Source organism: Brevundimonas sp. ABV4_179 (genome assembly GCF_056311945.1).
In genome coordinates, this window is the sequence record NZ_CM149976.1 from 516,423 (window position 1) to 539,940 (window position 23,518).

At 66.0% G+C, this 23,518-nt stretch carries 23 protein-coding genes and 1 pseudogene; 10 read left to right on the plus strand and 14 right to left on the minus strand.

All coding sequences use genetic code 11. From position 1 onward, the window contains the following. The first annotated feature begins 27 nt into the window (after positions 1-27). The 4 genes from ACYX4P_RS02485 to ACYX4P_RS02500 all read left to right on the plus strand — a co-directional run bounded on the left by ACYX4P_RS02485 (position 28) and on the right by ACYX4P_RS02500 (position 3,645). On the plus strand, positions 28-525 hold the full coding sequence (locus ACYX4P_RS02485; RefSeq protein WP_476070187.1) for a PIN domain-containing protein: 498 nt from the start codon (positions 28-30) through the stop codon (positions 523-525). Positions 526-529: 4 nt separating this feature from the next. Then, positions 530-2,305, plus strand: coding sequence for an SIR2 family protein (locus tag ACYX4P_RS02490; protein ID WP_292047872.1), 1,776 nt, complete (start codon positions 530-532; stop codon positions 2,303-2,305). Positions 2,306-2,437: 132 nt separating this feature from the next. Further along, positions 2,438-2,761, plus strand: coding sequence for a hypothetical protein (locus tag ACYX4P_RS02495; protein WP_292047871.1), 324 nt, complete (start codon positions 2,438-2,440; stop codon positions 2,759-2,761). A 35-nt stretch (positions 2,762-2,796) separates the two neighbouring features. Further along, positions 2,797-3,645, plus strand: coding sequence for a hypothetical protein (locus tag ACYX4P_RS02500; protein ID WP_292047870.1), 849 nt, complete (start codon positions 2,797-2,799; stop codon positions 3,643-3,645). A gap of 47 nt (positions 3,646-3,692) precedes the next feature. On the opposite strand, the gene ACYX4P_RS02505 is transcribed toward ACYX4P_RS02500, so the two are convergent. The 4 genes from ACYX4P_RS02505 to ACYX4P_RS02520 form a co-directional block, all read right to left on the minus strand. Continuing rightward, positions 3,693-4,652 carry a TniQ family protein gene (locus ACYX4P_RS02505; RefSeq protein WP_292047869.1) on the minus strand — a complete coding sequence of 320 codons (960 nt, stop codon included), beginning with the start codon at positions 4,650-4,652 and terminating at the stop codon, positions 3,693-3,695. A 5-nt stretch (positions 4,653-4,657) separates the two neighbouring features. Beyond that, positions 4,658-5,593: a TniB family NTP-binding protein gene (locus ACYX4P_RS02510; RefSeq protein WP_292047868.1), complete on the minus strand. Its 936-nt coding sequence runs from the start codon at positions 5,591-5,593 to the stop codon at positions 4,658-4,660. After that, positions 5,590-7,050, minus strand: coding sequence for a Mu transposase C-terminal domain-containing protein (locus ACYX4P_RS02515; protein WP_292047867.1), 1,461 nt, complete (start codon positions 7,048-7,050; stop codon positions 5,590-5,592). The genes ACYX4P_RS02510 and ACYX4P_RS02515 overlap by 4 nt, the downstream gene beginning before the upstream one ends. 256 nt (positions 7,051-7,306) lie before the next feature. After that, complete coding sequence (locus ACYX4P_RS02520; RefSeq protein ID WP_292047866.1) at positions 7,307-7,939, minus strand: TnsA endonuclease N-terminal domain-containing protein; 633 nt, start codon at positions 7,937-7,939, stop codon at positions 7,307-7,309. 171 nt (positions 7,940-8,110) lie between these two features. Between ACYX4P_RS02520 and ACYX4P_RS02525 the strand changes: the two are divergent. From ACYX4P_RS02525 to ACYX4P_RS02535, 3 genes and pseudogenes are all read left to right on the plus strand, one after another. Next, positions 8,111-8,887: pseudogene (locus ACYX4P_RS02525) on the plus strand (ATP-binding protein); the annotation flags it as partial. 61 nt (positions 8,888-8,948) lie between these two features. After that, positions 8,949-10,475 (plus strand): response regulator, encoded by a 1,527-nt coding sequence (locus ACYX4P_RS02530; RefSeq protein WP_248119923.1) that lies wholly within the window; start codon positions 8,949-8,951, stop codon positions 10,473-10,475. 34 nt (positions 10,476-10,509) lie between these two features. After that, the gene (locus ACYX4P_RS02535) at positions 10,510-12,276 is read left to right on the plus strand and encodes an AmpG family muropeptide MFS transporter (RefSeq protein ID WP_248119921.1); all 1,767 of its coding nucleotides are present in this window, start codon (positions 10,510-10,512) and stop codon (positions 12,274-12,276) included. A 4-nt stretch (positions 12,277-12,280) separates the two neighbouring features. Here ACYX4P_RS02535 and ACYX4P_RS02540 read toward each other — a convergent pair whose 3' ends face one another. After that, on the minus strand, positions 12,281-12,673 hold the full coding sequence (locus ACYX4P_RS02540) for a YidB family protein (protein ID WP_248119919.1): 393 nt from the start codon (positions 12,671-12,673) through the stop codon (positions 12,281-12,283). A 108-nt stretch (positions 12,674-12,781) separates the two neighbouring features. After that, positions 12,782-12,919 carry an entericidin A/B family lipoprotein gene (locus tag ACYX4P_RS02545; protein WP_248119917.1) on the minus strand — a complete coding sequence of 46 codons (138 nt, stop codon included), beginning with the start codon at positions 12,917-12,919 and terminating at the stop codon, positions 12,782-12,784. Between the two features lie 204 nt (positions 12,920-13,123). Here ACYX4P_RS02545 and ACYX4P_RS02550 point away from each other — a divergent pair, with 204 nt between their 5' ends. The 3 genes from ACYX4P_RS02550 to rplS are packed head-to-tail and all read left to right on the plus strand — an operon-like array spanning position 13,124 to position 16,156. Then, complete coding sequence (locus tag ACYX4P_RS02550) at positions 13,124-14,959, plus strand: DUF885 domain-containing protein (RefSeq protein ID WP_248119915.1); 1,836 nt, start codon at positions 13,124-13,126, stop codon at positions 14,957-14,959. 44 nt (positions 14,960-15,003) lie between these two features. After that, positions 15,004-15,729, plus strand: a complete 726-nt coding sequence (gene trmD / locus ACYX4P_RS02555; protein WP_248119913.1) for a tRNA (guanosine(37)-N1)-methyltransferase TrmD — start codon at positions 15,004-15,006, stop codon at positions 15,727-15,729. A gap of 1 nt (position 15,730) precedes the next feature. Then, a complete protein-coding gene (gene rplS / locus ACYX4P_RS02560) occupies positions 15,731-16,156 on the plus strand; it encodes a 50S ribosomal protein L19 (RefSeq protein WP_248119911.1) in 426 nt (141 codons plus the stop codon). Positions 16,157-16,234: 78 nt separating this feature from the next. Here the strand turns inward: rplS and ACYX4P_RS02565 are convergent, their stop codons facing one another. The 8 genes from ACYX4P_RS02565 to ACYX4P_RS02600 all read right to left on the minus strand — a co-directional run bounded on the left by ACYX4P_RS02565 (position 16,235) and on the right by ACYX4P_RS02600 (position 23,483). After that, positions 16,235-16,720 carry a PA2169 family four-helix-bundle protein gene (locus tag ACYX4P_RS02565; protein ID WP_248119909.1) on the minus strand — a complete coding sequence of 162 codons (486 nt, stop codon included), beginning with the start codon at positions 16,718-16,720 and terminating at the stop codon, positions 16,235-16,237. A gap of 72 nt (positions 16,721-16,792) precedes the next feature. Next, a complete protein-coding gene (locus ACYX4P_RS02570) occupies positions 16,793-17,590 on the minus strand; it encodes a tryptophan 2,3-dioxygenase (RefSeq protein ID WP_248119907.1) in 798 nt (265 codons plus the stop codon). Between the two features lie 46 nt (positions 17,591-17,636). Further along, on the minus strand, positions 17,637-18,167 hold the full coding sequence (locus ACYX4P_RS02575; RefSeq protein WP_292047864.1) for a CHAP domain-containing protein: 531 nt from the start codon (positions 18,165-18,167) through the stop codon (positions 17,637-17,639). 35 nt (positions 18,168-18,202) lie between these two features. Further along, positions 18,203-19,345 carry an acyltransferase family protein gene (locus ACYX4P_RS02580; RefSeq protein ID WP_248119903.1) on the minus strand — a complete coding sequence of 381 codons (1,143 nt, stop codon included), beginning with the start codon at positions 19,343-19,345 and terminating at the stop codon, positions 18,203-18,205. Between the two features lie 66 nt (positions 19,346-19,411). After that, positions 19,412-20,884 carry a carotenoid oxygenase family protein gene (locus tag ACYX4P_RS02585; protein ID WP_292075183.1) on the minus strand — a complete coding sequence of 491 codons (1,473 nt, stop codon included), beginning with the start codon at positions 20,882-20,884 and terminating at the stop codon, positions 19,412-19,414. A gap of 36 nt (positions 20,885-20,920) precedes the next feature. Then, on the minus strand, positions 20,921-21,346 hold the full coding sequence (locus tag ACYX4P_RS02590; RefSeq protein ID WP_248119894.1) for a DUF2141 domain-containing protein: 426 nt from the start codon (positions 21,344-21,346) through the stop codon (positions 20,921-20,923). A 154-nt stretch (positions 21,347-21,500) separates the two neighbouring features. After that, a complete protein-coding gene (locus tag ACYX4P_RS02595; protein ID WP_248119892.1) occupies positions 21,501-22,592 on the minus strand; it encodes a serine hydrolase domain-containing protein in 1,092 nt (363 codons plus the stop codon). An 81-nt stretch (positions 22,593-22,673) separates the two neighbouring features. Next, positions 22,674-23,483, minus strand: coding sequence for a helix-turn-helix domain-containing protein (locus ACYX4P_RS02600; RefSeq protein ID WP_292049439.1), 810 nt, complete (start codon positions 23,481-23,483; stop codon positions 22,674-22,676). Between the last annotated feature and the right edge of the window lie 35 nt (positions 23,484-23,518).

Sequence of the window (23,518 nt, forward strand, 5' to 3'; positions counted from 1 at the left end):
GTGGCGGGATATCTGTTTGACACGTCCATGCTGATCGCGCTCACCAATGCCAGAAGCCCGTTCCACCAGCCGGCCAACGACTTCTTGGCCTCGCTGGCGGGTGAGGACCTGCAGTTCGTGTCCTCGGTCAGTTTGGGCGAACTGCAGTCAGGCGTGGACAGCATTTTTGCCATCAAGGGCCAGCGTCCGGTCACCGCCCAGCAGACCCTCAAGCAAGCAGAGGCCTACGACCTGCTCGTCGTCGACCGCCATGTCGCCCTGTCTTACGGGCGGCTGAAGGCGGCGATGGTGGCGAAATTCTTGCCCAAGGCTAGTCAGAGGCGTTCGCACCTGGAGGACTGGATTGATAACGCCACCGGCGCGCGTTTGGCCGTCAACGAGAACGACCTGTGGATCTGCGCTCAAGCCCACGAGCGCGACATCTGCGTCGTTGCCTGCGACCACGACTTCGAACGCGTCCAAGCGGCCGAGCCGACCCTTAAGCTGAAGCTCGTCACGTCCTACGATCTTCCCGACGCGGTTTAGCACCATGCCGATCGATCCCGTCACCCGGCTGGCCTTCTCCGTATTCGAGAACCGGGGCGTCTACGCCCTTCTGCTCGGATCGGGCGTGTCTAGCGCCGCCGGGATTCCGACCGGTTGGGATATCACCATCGACCTGATCCGGCGGGTCGGACTGGCCGACGGCGCCGGACCGCAAACTGACTGGGCAGCCTGGCATCGCCAAACCCGCGGCGAGGAGCCCAACTATTCGACCCTGCTGGGCCAACTGGCCGCCACCCCGGCCGAACGGCGCAGCCTGCTGCACAACTACATAGAGCCGTCGGCGGCCGACCGGGAGGAGGGGCGGCGCCTACCGACACCTGCCCACCGCGCCATTGCCGAAATGGTCCAAGCCGGCTTCATCCGCGTGATCATCACTACCAACTTCGACCATCTGCTGGAGACGGCGCTGCGGGAGCGCGGTGTCGAGCCCATCGTGATCGCTTCTGAGGATGCGCTCGCCGGAGCCGTGCCGCTGGCGCATGCGGGCTGTTACATCCTCAAACTCCACGGCGATTATCAGGATGCGCGCATCCTCAATACAGAGGCTGAGCTGGACGCCTATCCGCCGGCTTACGACCGGCTTCTGGATCGCATCCTAGACGAGTTCGGGCTGATCGTGTGCGGCTGGTCGGGCGAATGGGATCCCGCCCTGCGCGCCGCCATCAACCGCGGGCCCGGCCGGCGCTATGCCACCTACTGGGTGAGCCGCGGCGCGCCGGCGCCGGCGGCGGAGGCCCTCATCGCGCACCGGGACGCCCGCCTCATCGCAGGTGACGCGGACGAGGTCTTCCAAGGCCTTTGGCGACGGCTTGAAACGCTGCGCTTGACCGGAGCCGAGAACCCGCTCGATGTGGATCTGCGAGTGGCCACTGCCAAGCGCCACCTCAGCCGACCCCACGAACGCATCCAGCTTGATGCCCTGTTCGAGGAGGAGCTCAGGAGGCTCGCTGACCAACTCGCTGTGGCCGAACTCCTCACGCAGCCGTCGGGCGGTGACATTAAGGCGGAGATCCGCCGCCAGACCGCGACCTATGAAGCCGCCATGGAACCTCTGGCCTGCATGACTGGGGTTCTAGGGCGCTGGGGTGATGATGCCGAACAGCCCCTCGTGCTCGACATCCTGCGCCGCCTCTATCGCGAGAGCTGGAAGGTTAGGGGAGGCTACACCGCGCTAGTCGGCCTACGCGCCTATCCGGCCGTGCTCGCGTTCACCGCATATGGACTCGGGCTGGTCCGGGCCGGGCGTTGGTCGGCGCTTTACCGGTTTCTCCAGACCCCGCTTGAGCGGGAATACGACGAGGCCGAATCCGTTGTCTCGACGCTGTTCCTCGATGCATGGCCTGACGGTGGCCAGCGCGATGTCTGGCGTTCCTTGGAAGGCATGGAGCGTCACTATACGCCCCTCAGCGACCACCTGTTTGCGATATTCGAGCGCTGGAGCCCCCGGTTCTTGGGCCTGACGCCCGATTTCGCACGCGACTATGACCGCTTCGAAATGCTGGCGGGCGTCGTTTTCTTGGATCGTCACGAACTGCCCACACTGCAACGATCCCTAGCTGATCCGCAGCGGCATGGTGAATATGTCCCCGTGGGCCGGTCGTCTTGGAAGCGCGAGAGCGGCCGAGTGAAGGCTGAACTCGACGGCGCGGCTCGCGAGGATCTGCTCGCGGCTGGGTTCGGCCGGCGTGATGCAGAATACCTCACCGCCGCGCTCGATACTGTCCTGGCGAATGCCTCGGACATGCGCAGGTGGGGCTGAGAGGCCGGGCCGTGTAGCGGTCAGGCCGAAAGGATGCGGCCGAGCCCGTCTTGATGCCGCAGTCGGGAGGCACTGTAGCCGCTTGTCTCCCCGGGCGTTCACGTTATGGTCTCGCTGGCACAGGAGTGAGCCATGACCCTCGTCGATCTGACGTTTCTTCAATTCCAGCTGATCGCCCTTATTGATGCGGACCGGCACCGCGACGTCAGCTTCGAGGATGTCTACGAAGCGCTGGATGCACAGGACCTGTTCGGCTGGTTGCGTCGGCGTTTCGCCAGCCAGATCGATATCAGCTTCTATGAGGGTGACCGACAGGCGGCGGGCACCCAAGTAGAGGCGGCCATAAATGCAGCGTCCGAAGGCCTACGGGGACGAGAGCGCAAGAAAACCGGCGTAGAGAATAACGGCATCTGCCTTTTGCTCGCTTTGGTCACCGAGGCGATCCAGCGGCGCTAGGAAACCCCGCGCCGCCATTTACAACTGGCGTGTTCATGCTCGATGACGATCTCAGCCTCCGGGTACGCCGGCTCCTCTCGGGGCAGCACCGGATCGACGACCTTGATCGGCTTTATCTGGGTCAGCGGCAGCGCTCCGGAAACCGCCCTGCCTTCCGCGAGGTCGGTGATTTCGTCGCGCACCGGGACGGTCGCGACAAGGGTTTACTGACGCAGACGGCGCGCGACGTCTTCGTCAGCTTCGACGTCTGGAGTCTCGGGCTGAGAGGACTGGAGCCGTCCCGCGACGACATCGTCCGCGCCGCTGAAGCGAACCTTCGCCTCGCCTCCGACGAACAGCTTAGGGCAGGTTGTGGGGTAGGACGTCAGACGGTCCGCAAGCGGCTCACCGCCGTCATCGAAAAGACCGGCCGCGGTGAGCGGCTGAAAGCTTCCGAAATCCAGACCCTCCAGTATCTGGGCAACCACTTCATCTGGAAGCCCGCGTTCACTGGCGACCAGCTTTTCGAAGAGTTCGCTGCCGTCCTGAGGGCGAATGGCCTGATCGAAGATGCCGATGCGGCGGCGCTGGAAGGTGCAAAGGCCTTCATATTGCTGCACGCCCTAGCGGTGATGCATGGCTCCGCGATTGTTCTTGATAGGGGCGGCCGGGCGCGGCTGTTTGCGGGCTACGCCAACAAAGACCGCTGGCTGGAGGTGAAGGTCGAACTCACCATGCCCGGGTTCGATAAACCGGTGTGGGCTCCGATCGCAATGTTCTACACAGACCTGCAACCGGAGGGGCACTGTCATCCCGACCTGGTCCTTGGCGAAGACCCGATCATGATTGACCATTGGGATTTCCCTCTCGACGTCGCCCAGAACCGCCTAACTCGCTTGGCGTGAGGTTGTGGGGGCGTCACGGAGGCCGCCGCGTCGCCTAACCGGGCTACCTACAGAAATCGTAGGACGGGGTCGGCATAGACGAACGGAGCCGCTCCCCCCTTCCCGTCTGGTAGCGCCCATGACTTCCAGACGCCGGCCTCGCCGAAGAGCCCCACCATCATCCATGGCCACCCCCGCAAAAGGGGTGCTGTCAGACCGATCATGCGATGCCGTTCGATGACGTGGAGGGCCTCGATAGACCGTTCTGGCCCCGTCCAGGCAGGCGGCGAAGGGTCGCCTCCGTAGAGCTGGGCGAGATGATCTCTCAGCTGCCGCGACCGCGCGCCGGTCGTGACAGTCTGAATCAACCGCCGTAGCGCCCCAAAATAGGCGAGCGGATGGCTGGCTTCCAAGGCGTCGCGAGGTTCTGCCCCCTCGATCATCGCTTCGAAGCGGGACTGCAGCCCCAAAACTGCGGCGTTGGCCTCCAAATGTGAACCTGAGCGCCGGTCAGTTCCACATAGGTGGCAGACCGGGGTCGGAGCTCGGTGCGGTGCGGCCGGGGCTTGGCAGCCTTCGCAGCGGTCGTGGAGAATGCAGTGATGGTCCAAGCATGCCGTGGTGAAGGCCAGTCGCCATCTCTTCCGGTAGTATGGATCGCTGTCCGACGAGAGACATTTCGGGCACCACTGTGTTCCCGCGCGCCGCCTGGTTCGGTGATAGATCCCCAGAGGCAGAATCCAGGGCCGCCAAGCGTTCGCGTCGATCTCCTCGACTACGACCCCCACATACTTGGACAGCAACGTCGCTTCGATCTGATGGACGTGGACGCCTGTCAGCCGCGCCAGATCTCCGAGCATCGCTGCGCCGGCCATACGATCAACGTCGCGGTTCCAGATCTGCAGTCTCGGCCAAACAGCATGGCAAAAAGTGTGGAGCTTGGGCGCGTTGCCATAGGCCAGCCGACAAAGCCAGGAGGAGAACAGCTCATCCGGCTGTGGCCTTGGTCGCCAGGGAAGGAGCTCCACCGGGGTCAGGTTACGACCGGCATGCGGTCGAGCTTTAATGCAGTTTCTGCCTCGCGCCGGCGGAGCGATGGTCGGGTCCAGCCCAGGCCCTGCAAGAACTTCAGGTCGATGCGGCCCCGGTCGGTTCGAATAGCGGCCGAGGCCGCGCGCCGCAGCAGCCGCTGGGTCTCTTTTAAGGTCCCCTCCGATTGGGCCCAAATCCACGGAGCCAAGGATTCGCTGGCAAGATCCGACGGCTCAGGCAGCGGGAGGCTGTTCTCGATCGCTGCCAGCAGATCAAGATAATCACTGTTCAGTGTCCACCGATTCAGCGGCAAAGGCTCAAACCGTCGGTCCAGCTGTGCATCCCAGCGCATGGCGTAAAGCGCTTCGGCCAAGCCGCAGCAGACGACGACGCAGCCCAGTTGTTCGCCGACATCCTTGATCAGGTTCATCATGCGGTTCTTGTCGTCCCGCTGCCCGAACGTGATGTGGTGTAACTCGTCGATGATCAGCATGCGGACGCCGATACGACCGAGAAGCCTGAGCAGGAGCGGGTAGAGCTGATCCAGACTATTGCTCTGGCTGTATTTGGCTCCCAGCTTGTCTAGCACGGTCCGCACATACCCCACGGGAGAGCCCGTGACCGACATGCGAGTGTAGAGCACAGGCATGGTCATCACGCTGGCTGCCGAATCGTTGGGCCGAGCGTGACGATCATTAAGCTTTTTCACGAGCCGGCTTTTGCCGTTGCCGGTCGGCCCGACGATCAGGAAATAGTCCGTGCCCTCGCACTCACCGGTGAGCGCATCTTGGAGCGCTTCTTCAAGTCGAGCCTCAATGGCGGCCGCATCACGATGCCATATGAATTCCGGCTGCATCCGTAGGTGCGCCAGACTTGCCTGCGGCCCTTGCGCCAACGCAAGCGCGGTTTTTCGGGTCAGTGTGCGTCCGTCGGTCATTCTTCGATCCTCAGCGTAATGCGCTGGGCGGGCGCGAAAATCTCCTTGGAGAAAATAGGCGAGGGCGGTTCGCTCACGGGATCATCACTCACGTCGCCCCGCTCAAGCTCCGCCATCATCGCCGCCTCATCCTGTCGTCGGTCCTCCCGCCGCCGCCGGCCTTTGGCTCGCTTGGTCTTCACGGCGCCATCCACGATGGCTTCCCGACGATCGCGCGAAGCATCCCGGGACTTATCATCTGAAGGATCAGCGTCGCCGCGCTTTACCCGGGCCCAGTGCTGCAGTTCTTCGACCGTCCCCGGAGGCGCGTCCAGATCGGTCAGGCGTATCTCGTGATAATCCCCGGATTCTGGGTGTTTGAAGTAGGCGCGATTACCGTCCCAGGAAGCCTGTCGAATGACGAAGTGGCGTTTGTCGTTCGCGTCCAGAAACGGCCGCAGGTCCTCAGACCAGTATCTTAGGTTTCCGATCGACACGCCGTACCGTTGGATGGTGCGCTTATGCAGATCTGCAAAGTCGAGAAAGAGCTTCTTACGATTGTTGATGATGGGCGGCTGACCGATGCCAAGCGTTCCGTCAGTGCCTTCGATGCCCCGCTTCCAGCGCAGGTCTGGCCGCTGCTTTGTCGTGGAATGCGGCCGCTTGTGGTACTCCCCGGTAATGTATTCGGCGAGCCAGCATTCGAGTTCGCGGATGGTCATCACCGCGGTCTCATTGGGGTCCATGGTTTGTTTTCGGTCGTACCAGCGACTCCGAGCCGTCGCCCCCGGCAGGAGCTTCATCTCGTCCATCGAGGTTCTCATGTAACGCTCGATGATCCCGCCAAAGTGCGCGAAACCCTTCAGGCGATGCTGCTGCAGAATCCCTCGCTCCAGACAGCCCGCCGCCAGCGCTTGTGAGTGAAATTCGGCGGCGTTGTCAGTGTAGATCTCCGCAGGCACGCCGTACATCGGCCATTCGCCTTGGCAGCCGATTTCGCGCATCCACTCGTCCTTGGGCAGCATGATGCGGGTCAGGAGAAAGGCGACCGTCGATGCGGACGGGTAACGCCAACTCAGAACAAAACCCAAGACTGCTCGGGAGTGCTCATCAAGGGCCGCGGTGTACCAAGGACGCCCTACCGGATGCCGGTCAGCGCTGTTCGAGCAGACAAGATCGATCAACGTGTGGTCGATCTGGATGCGCTGTAGCGGAAAGGATGTCTCTGGCGTCGACCCATGGAGGGGCTCGAACTTCTCGCGGGCGATCTTCGCTCCATATTTCTGTTTGACGCGCTCTCGCTCTGGTACGGCGGCCAGCCAGTTAGCGATGGTATTGGGAGCCGATTGCTCGAGGCCCCGCTTGCGCTGTGCCCGACGCACCGCCTCGATGAGTGCGGAGGCAGTGCTCTCAGGGAATTTTCTGTCCCATGATCTGAGGATCTCTCTGAAAACCGCGTGCTGCGCGATCTTCCGCACCCGGCCTCTGCCGCCTGACGGGCGCGTGGGAAGAAGGGAGGTTAGTTCACCGGTTCGTTCATAGCTGGTCCGATACCGACGGACCTGTCGGACGGACATTCCAAAATCGTTCGCCGCTGCATTGAAGTCGTTGCGCGACGGTCGTTCCGGCAACGCAAGCAGGATTTCCCGGCGCCGCTCTGCCAAGCGCCGGTCGGCCTCGGACAGAAACAGGGGATCGTGAACCGGCGCGTTCTGCGAAACGGCTAGCTTCCGGCTACGGTCGCTGCTGCGCGGCCTCATTCAGGCACAGCCACGATTCGTAGCTAATCGGGACTCCCAGTTCGACATCCAACACCCGGCGCGCAATCAAGTGGTAGATGCCAGAGAGGACCGCAGCATGGTTAAGGTTGCGTTGCTCGGCCCGTTCGAGAACGGTCCTTAATTGGAGCTCCCGGGCGGAGTCGAACAGGTTCAGGCACTGAGCAAGGAAGGCCGGTTCATAACGCTTGTCGAGGTGGGCCGAGAGGATTTCAGCGTTCCGCAACCAAGCCCCTGACGCCATCCGTTTGTCGGTGATCACATGGAAGGCCCGGTCAGGTGCCTGAAAGGCCCAAGTCCGGGCGGCCGCCAGCGGGGCGCGTAGCCGACGACGATCACGAAACAGGTCGCGCCGCGCCTTTACCTCGACCAGCAACGCTTTGAACGGCAGTCCCGCGGACTCAGAAAACTGAACCAAGAAGTCCGGAGTGTAACGACGCCGCGATCCAGAGGCCGTGTCTGTGAACAGCAGGGAAAAGGGCTGTGCCCGCACCCGCAAGACACGGCGGTCGAACCTGAGGAGGGCGAGAAAGCGACGCTCAAGGTCGGATTCAAAAGGGACCAGAGGGCCGCCGTCCACTATTGTCATAACGCCACGTACGGCGCTTACCGCCCGCGGGTCGCGGGGCTCCAGCTCGACTGTTCGGACGTCGCAGACTCGGGAGGCCCAAGGGGCAAATGGGGCTGTCGGTGACACCCACTTCTGAAAATGTTCAGTCATTGTTCTACCTGTGAGGACATCGTCTTTTGGATTTTCACAGGGGGCCTGCGCGCAAAGCCGGGCGAGGCGTCGTTGGCCCACAACGGCGTCCTGTTCCTTGATGAGCTGCCTGAGTATTCCGCCCAGGCCCTGGATTCGCTGCGACAGCCGCTGGAGACGGGCGAGATCGTGGTGGCCCGCGCCAACGCCCATATCCGATATCCGGCGCGGTTCCAGCTGGTGGCGGCCATGAACCCGTGCCGCTGCGGCATGGGCGGGGCCGGGCGCGGCGCCTGCGGCAAGGCCCCGCGCTGCCAGCGCGATTACCAGAACCGGATTTCCGGCCCGATGTTCGACCGGATCGACCTGACGGTGGAGACGCCGCCCGTCACCGCCGCCGACATGGCCCTGCCTCCGCCTGCCGAAGGCACGGCCGAGGCCAAGGCCCGCGTCGCCGCCGCCCGCGCCATGCAGGAGGACCGGGTTCGCACCGCTGGACTTGATCCCTCGCAAGGATTGAACGCCCGCGCCTCCGGCGATGCGCTGGATCGATTCGCCACGCCGGACGAAGCCGGCCGACTGCTGCTGATGCGTGCAGGCGAAGCGGGCGGGCTGACGGCGCGCGGGTGGACCCGCACCCTGCGTCTGGCGCGCACCATCGCCGATCTGGATGGGGCGAACGGGGTGCTGCGTCGCCATATCGCGGAGGCGCTGATCTATCGCCGCAACACTGTCGGCGCCGAGGCCGATTTCGACCGCCGCCTCGCCCATCGCGGTGATGCGCCGTTCGGCCTGCGCGAGAGCGACGTCCAACAGGCGGCCTTCACCCACGACTGAACCAGAGGCGGGACGGATCCTTAACCCCAGGCGCTTACCGTCGTCGGTCATGGAGACGGCGATGGCGCGACGCGGGACGACCGAGAAGACCAAGGAGGCGACGGCGCCGAACGCGCCGGCGCAGCAGTTCCTGCGGTTGATGAGCCATGAGATGCGCACGCCGCTGAACGGCGTGCTGGGCATGATCGGCCTGTTGGAACGCACGACCCTGGACGGCGCCCAGCGCGCCTATGCCGAAAACGCTCGCCAGTCGGCCGAACATCTCTTGGGCCTGGTCAACGACCTTCTGGATTACGCCCGGCTGGAGGCCGGGGCGCTGGAGTTCGATCCGGCCCCCGTCGATCTGGAGGGCCTGGTCCGGGGCGTCGCCGAACTGCTCAGCCCGCGCGCCCATGACAAGGGGTTGGAGATCGTCTGGTCCGTCACCGCCGACGCGCCCGACATCCGCGCCGACGAGGGGCGGCTGCGCCAAGTGCTGTTCAACCTGGCGGGCAATGCGGTGAAGTTCACCGAGGCCGGCGGCGTCCGCATCACGGTCGAACGGGTCGGCGGCGACGATGCTCGGCCGCGGCTGGCCTTTCTGGTGGACGACACCGGCCCAGGCGTGCCGTCGACCGCCCGCGCCCGCATCTTCGAGGAGTTCGGTCACGCCGACGCCTCCGACGCCGTGCGCCACGACGGCGCCGGCCTGGGGCTGGCCGTCGTGCGCAAACTGGCCCTGGCCATGGGCGGAACGGTCGCCGTCGAAGATCGCCCGGACTCCGCGACCGGCGGAGCCCGTTTCCGTTTCGAAGCCGTCTTCGACGCCGTGAAGACCGCGCGCAAACAGCATCTGCAGGCGCGCGCGGTCGCCGTCCGCTCTCGCGATCCCTTCGTGCTTTCTGCGGCGCGCGCCCAGATCGAGGCGTCCGGCGGGTCGGTCCGCGACGATGCGTCTGTGATCCTGCTCGACCATGTTCCGGCGAAACCCGGCGAGACCATGCCTCTGCCGCAAGGCGGCAGGGTCATCGTCATGCTGAAACCCGGTGAACGCGACCTGATCGCCGCCTATCGGGCGGCCGGGGCCCACGCCTATCTGATCAAGCCGCTGCGCCGAACCTCTCTCGTCGAGCAGGTGCGGGCCGCCGCCGGCGATGCGCCCAATGACACCGGCGCATCGAAACCTGACGAGGACGACCGCGTCGCCCCGGCCCGATTCGCCGGGGTGCGCGTGCTGCTGGCCGAGGACAATCCGGTCGGCGCACTCCTGGCCCGCACCCTTTTGCGCCGCGAAGGCTGCGTGGTGGAGACCGCCGCGACGGGCGAGGAGGCCGTGGCCGCCGTGCACCGCGCCCGCTACGACCTGGTGTTCATGGACATGCGGATGCCGGGAATGGACGGCCCCGCGGCCGCTCGGGCCATTCGCGCGACCGGAGACCGGACGCCCATCCTGGCCCTCACCGCCAACGCCTTCGCCGAGGACCGCCGCCTGTGTCTGGAAGCCGGCATGGACGACCATATCGTCAAGCCGCTGGACGCCGAGGCCCTGCGCGCAGCCCTCGCCCGCTGGACGAAACGCGACATCCGCGCCAAGGTCGGCCGAGTTTAAGGCGTCCGCGTTCCGGCCGCTGCCGGAGCCGCCCATGACCGACCAGTCCACCCGCGCCGTGAACGGCAAGCCCGCCGGGCGTTTCGGCGGCCTGGCCGTCTACGGCGAACGTCGCGTCTTCATCATGCTGTTGCTGGGCTTTTCGGCGGGCCTGCCCAATCTGCTGATCTTCGACACCCTTTCGGCCTGGCTGCGTGAGAGCGGCCAGACGCTGGAGGTGATCGGCTTCTTCGCCCTGGCCACACTGTCCTATTCGCTGAAGTTCGTCTGGGCGCCGCTGATCGACCGGACGTCCGTGCCCGGACTGACGCGGCTGCTGGGCCACCGACGGGCCTGGATGCTGGTGACCCAGGCCGTGATCGTGTTCGGCCTGTGGTCGATCTCGACCCTGAACCCCGCCAACGCCCTGATCGCGGTGGCCGGCTTCGCCGCCCTGGTCGGCTTCTTCGGGGCGACGCAGGACATCGTCATCGACGCCTGGCGGATCGAGGCCGCCGACGACAGCCGACACGGCGCCATGGCCGCCGCCTATCAGATGGGCTACCGCGTCGCCATGATCGTGGCGGGCGCCGTGCCGCTGGTTCTGGCCGACCTCTATAACTGGAACCTGTCCTACGCCGTCATGGCCGCCCTGATGGGCTTCGGCATCGCCGGCGTCCTGTTCGCGCCGCGGGAAAAGGCCCATTCCATCCGCGCCATCCCGGTCGGCGGCGTGCCGTCCCGCCCGGGATTTGAAGTGATCGAATGGATCGTGCGTTTGGCCGTCATCGGCGTGGCGGCGACGGTGCTGGGATCGGGCCTGACCGGCCAGTCGGCCCCGCTGAACGCCCTGTTCGGCCTGTTCGGCCTGGGTGCGGACGGCAAGGCGGCCGTGGCGGCGGCCCTGTCAGCCAAGCCCGAGGGCGTCTATCTGCAGTTCGGCCTTGTGGTGTTGGGGCTGGCGGTCCTGGTCGTCGCCTGCTGGCCCGTTCCCGGCGTCAGAACGAGACCAGGCGCCTATCTAGCCGGGTCCTTCGGCGAGCCGCTCGTGGATTTCTACAGGCGGTTCTCCGGCGTCGCGACACTGATCCTGGCGCTGATCTGCGTCTATCGCCTGTCCGACTTCGTCCTGAACATCATGCCGCCCTTCTATATCGACCTGGGCTTTTCCAAGACCGAACTGGCCGAGGTGCGCAAGGTCTTCGGCGTGGTCATGACGACCCTGGGCGTTTTCCTCGGCGGTTGGTCGGTCGCCAAGCTGGGGCTGATCCGCACCATGGTCATCGGCGCCTTCATGAGCCCGGTGTCCAACCTGATCTTCGCCTGGCTGGCCACTCAGGGACACAGTCTGCCGGCGCTGACGGTCGCTATCGGCGTCGACAACGTGTCCGGCGGCTACGCGGGCACGGCTTTGATCGCCTATATGTCCAGCCTGACGTCGATCGGCTTCACCGCGACGCAATATGCGCTGTTCACCTCGCTGTACGCCCTGCCCGGCAAGCTGATCGCCTCCCAGTCGGGACGGATTGTGGAGGCGTCGGCGCGCGCGGCCGAAGGCGACGGTCCCTTCGCCGCGCTCAGAAGCCTGTTCGCCGATATGCCCCAGGGGGTGCTGGCCACGGGCGCCGCGACAAGCGGCGTCAGTCCGGCCGCGCTCGGCGCCGGCTATATCGCCTTCTTCCTCTATTCCTTCGTCATCGGCCTGTTCGGAATCGTCCTGGCCTTCGTCGTGGCCGGCAAACAGACGGCGCTGGAGGCGCGGCGCAAGACAGAGGCCGAAGCCGAAGATAAGGTCGCGACGACCGAGGGCCAGCCGTCCTGAAGCCTCAGCGCTTCAGGAAGCCGCCGATCATGTCGCCCAGGCCGCCCGGCAGTTTGGCCAGAAGGTCGTCGGCGCCGTCGATCTGACCGCCGGGGGTCAGGCGGTCGATGGCCTCGGGCAACAGGCCCGCCAGGGTCTCGCCGGCCTGCTGGGGCGAGACGCCCATCTTGGCGGCGATGTCGGCGATGGGGCCGTGGCCGATGACGGCGGTGATCTGTTCGGCGGTGACGCCGGCGTTCGCGCCCGAACCGACCCACGAGCCGATGACGTCGCCCAGGCCCGCCTGACCGAACTTCTCGGCCAGGCCGCCGACGCCGCCCTGGCTCTTCAACAGGTCGCCGAGGCCGCCCGCAGCGTCCTGGCCCAATCCGTTCACCACATTGTCGAGAAAGCCCATCGTTCGGTCTCCTGTCTGATGGCGTACCCTAACATCGTCATGCGACGGATACGAGAAAGGCCCGTCGGATCTCCGACGGGCCTTTCCAGATCGAGCGTTCGCCGAAGCTTAGCGCTTGGCGTCGTTGGCGCCCTGGGTCACGGCCGAACCGGCGGCCGAGACGTCGCGACCGGCGCCGGCGATGGTGTTGCAGGCCGAAACGGCCAGGGCGGCGGCGACGATGGACAGGGTGATGATCTTGCGCATTTGGGGAACCCCTTTGTTGGTATGGTCAAGCTCCGTCCAAACGCCGATCCGGGCTTCGGGTTGCATTCCTCGAAACGAGATATGCGCCGCCAGGATTTCAGGGCGCGCCCGCGCGGCGCAATGCCGCCACGCCTGAGGCGCCTGACGCTTGTGTCGGCCCGACGATGGCCCGAAGGTGCCCCCCTGTTTTTGGAGGGGTTGTTCATGCGTCGTCTTTTGATCTCGTCCGCCGCCATGATGGCGGTGCTGGCCGCCACGCCCGTCATGGCGCAAGCGCCGGCGACACCGCCCGCCGAACAGGCCCTCAGCGAGGACGCGCGGCTGAACGCCTTCTTCGAACAGGCCTTCCAGGCGCGGATCGCGCTGAGCCCGCAGCAGATGACGTCGCTGGGGATCAAGACAGACTACGACAAGCTGGACGATGTGTCGGACGCCGCCGCAGACCGCGCCCTGGCTCTGCAGGAAGCCCAGTTGGCGCAGATGAAGGCCCAGTTCGATCCGCAGAAGCTGGGGCCGCAGGCGCGGCTGTCCTGGCGAATGTTCGAATACGGCGTCGATCAGGCGCGGCTGTCGAACCAGTGGCGCGACTGGGGCTTTCAGTTCGCGGCCAACGGCAATCCGACCACCAGCCTGCCGGTCTTTCTGATCAACAACCACCGCGTCGCCAGCGTCGCGGACGCCGAAGCCTATGTCGCGCGCATCCGGGCCGCCGAGGTGCAGATGGATCAGGTCGCCGAGGAACTGCGTCAGCGCGCGGCGGCGGGCGTCGTCTCGCCCCGGTTCGTCTTCGCCCCGTCCATCGCCAACACCCGCAACGTCATCTCCGGCTCCCCGTTCGACGAAGGCGCCGACAATCCGGTCTGGGCCGACTTCAACAAGAAGGTCGCGGCGCTGGAGACGGATCAGGCGACGAAGGACCGGCTGCTGCCGGAAGGCCGCGCCGCCTTGACCGGCCCCTACAAGGCCGGGTTCGAGACCGTTCTGACAGCCCTGGCGGAGGTTCAGCCCCAGGCCGACAGCGACGCGGGCGTGTGGCGCCTGCCGCAGGGCGAAGACTATTACAACGCCCGGCTCAAGCTTTCGACCACCACCGACCTGACCGCCGACCAGATCCACCAGATCGGCCTGGCCGAGGTGGCCCGCGTCCAGGCCGAGATGGAGACGATCAAGACCCAGGTGGGCTTCACTGGCTCGCTGCAGGATTTCTTCGTCTTCCTGAAGACCGATCCGCGCTTCCAGTATCCGAACACGCCCGAAGGCAAGGAACAGTATCTGACCGACGCGCGCGGCTTCATCGCCCAGGTTATGGCGGCGGCGCCGCAATGGTTCTCGACCCTGCCCAAGGCGGCGCTGGAGGTGCGGGCGGTCGAGCCGTTCCGCGAGGCGACGGCATCGATCGCCTTCTACAACTCGCCCGCGCCGGACGGGTCGCGGCCGGGCATCTACTACGTCAATCTGTCGGACATGACCCAGGTGCTGAAGCCTCAGATCGAAGGCATCAGCTATCACGAAGGCGCGCCCGGCCACCATTTCCAGATCGCCTATGCCCAGGAGATCGAGGGGCTGCCGCGCTTCCGCCGGTTCGGCGGCTATGGCGCCTATGCCGAAGGCTGGGGCCTGTACGCCGAACGTTTGGGCAAGGAGATGGGCTTCTATCAGGACCCCTATTCCGACTTCGGCCGCCTCTCGACCGAGTTGTGGCGCGCGGTGCGGCTGGTGACGGACACCGGCCTGCACGCCAAGCGCTGGAGCCGGGAACAGGCGATGGACTATTTCCGCCAGAACTCCCTGCTGTCGGAACGCGACATCGAGAAGGAGGTCGAGCGCTACATCACCAACCCTGGTCAGGCGACCAGCTACAAGATCGGCGAGCTGAAGATCGAGGAACTGCGCGATCGGGCCAGGACGGCGCTGGGCGACCGTTTCGACATCAAGGACTTCCACGCGGTCGTGCTGGGCTCCGGCTCGGTTCCACTGGACGTGCTGGAGGATCAGGTCAACGCCTGGATCGCGGCGGGCGGCGGGGCGCCGACGACCTGACCCGGCTCGCCTTTCCGGTCACGGAGCGGTAAAGGGCGCGCGACATGCCCTTCACCGCAACCGTCCTGACCATGTTTCCCGACGCCTTTCCCGGCCCGCTCGGCGTGTCGCTGATCGGCACGGCCTGGCGCGAGAAGGGCTTGTGGAGCCTGGAAACGGTTGACATTCGCGCCTTTTCCACAGATACGCGCGGCTTCCTGGACGACACCCCTGCGGGTGGCGGGCCGGGTGCTGTGCTTAAGGCGGACGTTGTGGCTCGGGCGGTCGATAGCCTGCCGGGACCCAAACGGCCGCTTTTGTACATGAGCGCCAGGGGCAGGCCCCTGACCCAGGCGCGCGTCAAGGCATGGGCCAAGGCCGACGGGATCGTCGTGCTGTGCGGCCGTTTCGAGGGGGTGGATCAGCGGGTGCTCGACGCACGCGGGTTCGAGGAGGTCTCGGTCGGAGACGCGGTTCTCGCCGGCGGCGAGGCGGCGGCGATGGTCGCGATCGAGGCGTGCGTAAGACTGATCCCCGGCGTGCTCGGTTCAGGCGACAGCCTGTCGTCCGAAAGCTTCGAGGACGGGCTTCTGGAACACCCGCAGTACACGCGACCGCGGACGTTCGAGGGGCTTGAGATACCCGAGGTGCTGCTGTCGGGCGATCACAAGAAGATCGCGGGATGGCGCGAGGCGCAGCGGGAGACGACTACGCGGGAGCGGCGGCCGGACCTCTGGCAGGCGCATCTCGCCAACTCACAGCTAAAGGGCGCAAAGCCCGAGGAGAAATGAAATGAACATCGTTCAACAGCTGGACGCCGAAGAAAAAGCCCGCGTCCTGGGCGAACGCAAAATCCCGGAATTCCAGCCCGGCGACACCCTGCGCGTCAATGTGAAGATCAAGGAAGGCGAGCGCGAGCGCGTTCAGGCCTTCGAAGGCGTCTGCATCGCCCGCGACGGCGGCGGCATCAGCGAAACCTTCACGGTCCGCAAAATCTCGTTCGGCGAAGGCGTCGAGCGCCGCTTCCCCATCCTGTCGCCGAACATCGAGTCGATCGAAGTGAAGCGCCGCGGCGTCGTGCGTCGCGCCAAGCTCTATTATCTGCGCGATCGTCGCGGCAAGTCGGCGCGTATCGCCGAACGCCAGACGGTCCGCCCGGCCAAGGGCGCCGTGGTCCCGGAAACGGGTTCGGCCGACAAGGCCGGCGAAGAAGCCTAAGTCGCGGCTTCCGACCCAAGACGACAAAGGCCCCGGCGAACGCCGGGGCCTTTTTTCGTTTCACACTGATGTCAGGCGCTATTGCGGGAACAGGGGATTGTCGGCGTCCCGCTGACCCTGAAGACTGTGTTTCAGCGCCTCCATCTGGTCATGCTCGATCTTGACGGCGGCATAGGCGCGACGGACCGTTTCACGCGTGGTGGCGGAAATGCCGGTGTCCTCCAGCGCCTTTTCGTATTTGCCGGCGATGAAACCTTCGCCCGAGTTGATCGAGCCGACGACGGAATCGTCGTTACGCAGCAAGGCGTGCTTCACATCAAGAAAGGCGCGGTGCGCCTTGGCCAGGATGGAGCCGTGCGGTTCGGGATCGCCGCCCAGGCCGCGCACGGCGGCGGACAGGTCTTCGACCACCTGCTGGCGCTCGCCGGCCCGGCGCTCGAACAGGGTGCGATAGTGAGGATCCTGGGTCTGTTCGGCGGCCTCGCGATAGCCGTCTGCGCTGTCCAGGGTGGTGTCGATCAGGCCGTTCAGGACCTTGATGTCATGGGCGTTGGGATTGGTCATCTCGGTCTTCCTTCCGCTGTTGCGGTCGAACGGCGAAATGGCCGGGCGAGACGAAGGTTTCGCCCTGCGACATCAAAGTTTGGTGCGAAGGGACCACAGCTCCGGGAAACAGCGCTTGGTCAGGGTCGAGGCCAGATAGGCCGCGCCCTCGGTGCCGCCCGTGCCGCGACGCCGACCGATGATCCGCTCGACCGTGACGACGTGCTTGTGCCGCCAGGTCAAAAGGGCGTCGTCCAGATCGACCAGCTTCTCGGCCAGCTGATACAGCGCCCAGTAGGTTTCGGTGTCGCGATAGACCTCGAGCCAGGCCGCCTCGACGGCGTCCGATGGGTCATAGGGCCGGGTCACGTCGCGGTTCAGAACCTCGCTCGGCACCGGCAGCCCGGCCTTCGCCAGCTGGGCCAGGGCGTCGTCGTACAGGCTGGGGGCCGCGATGGCCGCCTCCAGCGCGGCAAGGGCCTCGGGCCGGTCGACGTGGAAATTCAGGAAGCTGGCGTCCTTCAAACCCAGCATGGCCTCCAGCCGACGGAACTGATCGCTCTGGAAGCCCGAGGAGGAGCCGAGCGATCCGCGGAACCGCAGATAGTCGGCGGGGGTCATGGTCGACAGGATATCCCAGCTCTGGGTCATCACCGCCTGGATGCGCGACACCCGCGCCAGACTCTTGTAGGCCGGCACCAGATCGCCGCCCCGCACCATGGACTGGGCCAGCGCCACCTCGTGCAGGATCTGCTTGAGCCACAGTTCCTTGGTCTGGTGGATGACGACGAACAGCATCTCGTCGTGCTGGTCCGACAGCGGATGCTGCGTCGAAAGCAGGTCGTCCAACGCCAGATAGCCGGCGTAGGTGATGTCGCTGGATTGGGTCATGCCCGCCTATCGCCCGCAGCGACGGACGGCGCAAGCCGGAGGGTTCTTAATGCTGGCTCTGGATCGAGACGTTGGCGGCCATCTGCCGGCCGGCGTCGAAGGCGTCGCGGGCGCCTTTGTAGATGAAGCCGTAGGTCGGATAGACCGTGGTGCCCAGATCATTGATCGGATTGTACCAGACCTTGACCTGCGACCAGTCGTTCGAGGGCGAGACGTCGACGACGGTGACGTTCTCCTCGACCTTGCCGCGGCTGCCGCCCCAGTTGGCGTGGGTCACGCGGACCACGCGGTCGGTCAGGATGTCGGAGACGACGGCGACGTGGCCCCGGCTCATGCGGCCCTCGGGGCGGAAGACCAGGACCGAGCCGGTCTCAGGCGCCTTGCCGGTGCGGAAGTTGGCGGTGGCTTGGCGCCACCAGGTCCAGGCGTCGCCGAAGATGTTGATGCCCGAGAACATGCGGGCGAAGGTTACGCACTGCCAATACGGCTCATCGGCCTTTGCGGTGGACGGGACGGCCCCCAGCGCGAAAAAACCGAGGGTCGCCGCAACCGCGGCGGCTTTGAGCCGTTTCGTCATGCCTAGGGTATCCCGACCCGTCTATGAGGCGCCCTTTAGGCCATGGGATCACGGCCCGTAGCAAGTTGTTTCGGCATATCGCCGTGCGGCAGTCTGTGGATTGCGCTGTGGGCTTTCTTTTCGGCCAATCCGCGCAAAGCCTTGCGCGCCGGGCGTTCGACCAGATGGTAGGATACCGCCGCAGCGACCGGCAGCAGCGCCACGACGCCCAACCACACGAAAATTTGAAACTGCTTGTCCGGCGCATCGAACAGCTTGGCGGCCAGCCCGACCGAAAGCAGCTTCCAAGGCACGCAGACCATATAGACTGAATAGCTGATCTCACCCAGATAGACGGCGGGCCTGGACGCCAGCCACCCGGCCCGTTCGTTCGGCAGAGAGGCCAGCGATAGGATCAAGGCGCCGGACAACAGCACGGTTACGCCGTCCCATAGACCCAGTGCCGCGCTGAGGATCATCAGACCGAAGGATACGGCCGAACACAGCCACGGCGCCTTCAGCGGGGCGCGACGATAGACCAGATACAGGGCGCAGCCGAGGGCGAAGCACGGCACGATCCGCAACGCGCCCCACTGGATGGTCGCCTCGGTCAGGGAAAAGCCCGCGACCTGGTGGAACCCGAAATACAAGATGACCATGAAGGCGGCGGCGCCCAGGGCCGCCGCGACCGGCCGCGCCCGCAGCCGCCAGAACACGAAGGCGAAGAGCGGGAAGCACAGATAGGCGAACCACTCCGCCGAGATGGACCAGGACGGATGGTTCCACCCCGCCACAGGCGCCAGTCCCCAGGCATGGAGCATCAGCAGGTTGGCCGGCAGAGCCGCCCAGTTCCGCACGTTCGGGTCCACGCCCATGCCCGCAGCCATGGCCACGGTCGCCAAAACACCCACCCCGATCAGGGTGAACAGGTGCAAGGGATAGACTCGCGCCACCCGCGCCCACAGGAAGCCCCGATAGGAAAACCGCTTCTCGCCCGCCGCCTGGAGATAGACGTGTGACAGGATGAAGCCGGACAGGACAAAGAACAGCTCCACCCCCAGATAGCCCTTGCCGACCAGGTTCGACGGGCCCGCCCCGGCCAGGTTTTCCCAGAAGGTGTAGATGGCCACCCAGATGGCGGCGCCGAACCGCAGGGCGGTGATCGGTCGGAGATCTGCGGGCGTCTGAACGGGGGTCATGGCGTCACCTTGGCACATCAGCCTTTTCGAACCGTGAAGGCGCGCAAGGGTTGTGCCGCGCCGCCTTCACCCGGCCCAGACGCCATGGAAGCCCGCCGGCAGGACCGCGTCCGCCTGCCAGGTCGCCACCGGCCCATCCTCGATTCGCGCTACGTCGAAGACGTGCAGTTCGGTGCGGCCGTCGCGAAGATTGACCGACGGCCCGACCAGCCAGGCGTCACGTTCGGCGCTCGCCCCCGGCTTGGGCACGAAGACCGCCTCCTCAACCACCTGATCAAGGCCGAACTCGAAGGCGTGCGAGCGTCCGCTGTCCCAGTCATGGACAGCCAGGCCGGTCGGCAGGGGCCGGCCCCGCGTCTCGCCCGACGTATGGGCGGTAAGGCTGCGCCGCAAACCCGCGCGACGGGGATCGGCCTTGGGGAATTCGCCGACGACGGCGCTGTCGTTCATGTCGGCCCGACCGTCTGGATAAAGGGTGATCAGCGCCAGCTTGGCCGGATCTCCCGGCACGACGCCGCGCCCCTCGACCAGCACCCGCGCCCCGTCCACGGCGAAACGCGGATCGCGGCTGGCCGCCACGTCGAAGCGGATCGTTCCGTCCCGCTCGGCCCAGGCGTCGCCCAGATGGAAGTGGAAGAAGCCGGGCAGATCATAGATGCGGCGGCTGGACAGGTCGTCCTTGTCCAGCACCATCACCTGCGTCCCCATCTCGGGCCGCCACGCCAGCCCCGAGATCACCGGCATCGCGTGGGTTTCGAACACCCAAGGCTGAAGCACCAAGATGATGTGGCGATCGGTGGCGGTGAAGTCGTGCATATAGCTGGCGCGCGGCAAGGCGATGACCTGGGCGTCGTTCAGGCTGCGGTCTGGGTTCAGCCGCCAGATCACGGCCCGGTCGCCTGCCAGCCCCACGTTCCAGATCGAACCGTCCCGGCCATAGCGCGGATGGGCCTGGAACGGCATGCCCTTCAGATCGTCGCGCAAGGTGACGAACCCTTGCGTCGACAGGTCCGAGGCGCTCATGGCCAGGGGCGAGCCCGCCTCCCACAACGCCCAGATGCGGTCGCCGGCGACCATGACGGCGGTGTTGGCCGCATTGGCGTCGTCGTTGGAGCCGATGCGCGCGCGCGCATCGCCCCTGGTGCCGAAGCCGGGCGTGACCACGGAGTCAAGGTCGGTCTCGGTGCGACGCTTGGGCGTATCGGCGAACCGGGCCTCCAGCGTCGCCTGGCCGTCCTGGATGCGGAAGGCGCGCATCATGCCGTCACCGTCGAACCAATGGGTGGCCGAGCCGCCCGGCCGCCGGAATTTGGCGGGCCCATTGCGATAGAGGGCGCCCGCCAGGCCCGCCGGCGCGCGGCCGTGGATCAGGCGCATCGCCTGGCGCGGCAAGTCCGCGGCGACGTCGGCGGTGGCCACGGCCCAGTCGGCGCCGGCGGCGGCGTCGAGGGCGGCGGCGGCCCGAACAACCTCGGGCGTGGCCACGGCGGCGGACAGGGCGGCGGCGCCCATCAGGAAGGAACGGCGGGAGGGGGTCATGGTCGGCTTTCCGGCTTCGGCGATGTCTGCGGGCGCTTATTTGAGATCGATGGACTGGACGGCCTCATCGGTCAGGGCGAAGCGGGCGCGGTCCCAGCCGGCCGGCCCCATGTTGCCCACCGCATTGTTGGAGAAGGCGAAGGGCTCGGTCGGCATGCCGAAGGGATTGGTGTTCATCTTGCCGTCGCCGTTCAGGTCGTGAAAGGCGCGCACGGCGTAGTCGCCGTCGGGCAGGCTGTCGAAGGTGACACTGGTCTGACCAGCCGCCGCATCCACCATGGCCGCCTTGGCCGGCGCGCCTTGCCCGCCATAGCCGGCCGCGCTGTCATACAGGGCGACCATGATCTTTCCCTGATGGGCGGCGGCGGGAAACTGGATCGTCAGATCGGCGGCCGGGGCCGGCGAGGCGACGGCGGCGACCAGCAGGGCCAGGGTCGGGGTGATGGCGGCGAGGGTTTTCATATGCGGCGTCCTGATCGGGTGAGAACCGACGGCCGGCTCTCGATGACCAAACCCTGCCGACGCCCCCGCCGCGCCGCCACTTGACTTGCGGCGATGAACGCCCCGCCTTCGCCAACGACCGGCCCCGTCCACTGACGAAGCGCGAACGAACGCCCTATTTCATCGCCGCCAACACATGGTCGGTGATCAGCGTATCGGCCAGACCGTGCGGATTGCGGACGTTGAAGTTCTCGGTCGTCACAACCACCACCGCGTCCAGATCGGGAATGATCGCGACCTTGTTTCCACCCATGCCCGACATAGTCCAGGCGGGATGCGGCGCGCCCGCGACCGAATGGGTCGGCAACCAGATCAGATAGCCATAGTCGCCCTTTTGCGGATCGACGTTGGCGTGGGGCGTGGTCATGGCCCGGGTCCAGACCTCAGGCAGGACCTGACGACCTTCCCACCGCCCCTGGTTCAACAGAAGCTGGCCGAGGGTCAACAGATCGCGGCTGCGCAGTCCCAGGCCGCCACCGCCCTGAGCCAGGCCGGTCGGCGATATCTGCCAGCGCTCACCCTCGATCCCCAGGGGTCCGAACAGAGCGTCGCGGGCGAAATCCTGCAATGGCCTGCCGGTCGCCGACTGGACCACGGCGCCCAGGGTCGTCACCCCCGCGGTGCAGTAGGAGAAGGCCCGGCCATAGGGCTGGTTTTCGGGACGCGGGATCCAGTCGGGAAAGCCGCGCACCGGCAGGTCCATGGCGAACTTCACCCAATCCTCGATCAGATACATCCGCTCCTCGTTGCCGCGCGAGAATGAGTTGTCGTCGTCGCATTCCAGCAGTGAGCTCATGGTCAACAGGTCTTCGATGGTCATCGCCGCCTTGCGCGGATCGGGATTGTCGAACGGCCCGTGGTCCGCGACAAAGGGCAGGACGGGAGCGTCGATCCCGGCGATGTCGCCCCGCGCAATGGCGGCGCCGACCAGCATGGCGGTCACCGTCTTGGTCACGGATCGAGTGTTGCGCCGTCCTTCGCGTCCCGCCGCGTCGAAATAGACCTCGTGCACCAGACGTCCGTGGCGTGCGATCAGGATGCTGGTGATCTTCTGGAAGCTTCCGGCGCGGACGGCCGCATCCATCGTCGCCAGACCTTCGGCCGACACCTGCTGGGTTTCCGGTTGGGCGACGGGCCAGTTCGGTTCCGCAAGGGCGGGAGCAGCGGCGAACACGAACCCGAGGGTCGCGAGAAACAGGTTACGCATGACGATCCTTTAGGGAGTGAAGCGGCCCGCAATCTCATCTGACGATGGCGGTCGTCTTGAACAGATGAAACCGATTCCGCTCTAGGCGAACAACGCGCGATAGCGCGCTGGCGTCAGCCCGTAGATCAGACCGAACTCGCGGGTCAGATGGCTCTGATCGGCATAACCTGCGCCCACGGCCAACTCGGCCAGGTTCCGGCCGCGCGCGATCTGCCCAGCCGCCCGATCTGCGCGCGCCCGGCGGATGGCCGCAGCGGGGGAGCAGCCGAAGTGACGGCGGTAGCGGCGCGCCAGGGAAACAGGATGGACCCCGACGATGCGGGCCACTGTCGCCACCTCCAGTCCAGGTCTGTCGGCCAGATCGTGCAGGACCTCGTGGGCGCGCCACAGCCATTCGGGCGCGGGATCCTCGGCCAGTTCGGCGGGCGACAGAACCGCGCTCGCCAGGTCCAGGGCCAGGCTCTCGATGACCACCGCATCCCCTGCCGCAAAGCGAGCTGCGACCCCGACCAGCCGCCGCGCCGCCCCCTGGGCGCCCGCACCGCGCAAACGCATAGGACGGCCCCGATGCGCCCCCTTCGGCGGATCGAAACTGACCGACAGGAACCGTCCGCCGGCCACGTCGAAGCAGTCGTTGTGTTCGACCCCGGCAGGGTTCCAGACCAGAGCCCCGGGATCGAAGGCGGCGTCCCCTGGCGTCAGCGGATCGTGGGCCAGGCTGCGATAGCCGCCGTCCAGCGCCAGGATGAAATGGGCGTCGTCATGGACGTGGCCCTCGACGGCCTCGGGCGGCCGACTGGCGATCCACAGCCCGACACGAAAGCCGCCGGACTCGATCGTGCGCGCGGCGGCGCCGAAGAAATCGCCCGACGGCAGATGTGGTCTGGCCATGAGCATCCCCCGAGCGACGACGCGCATCTTGCGCA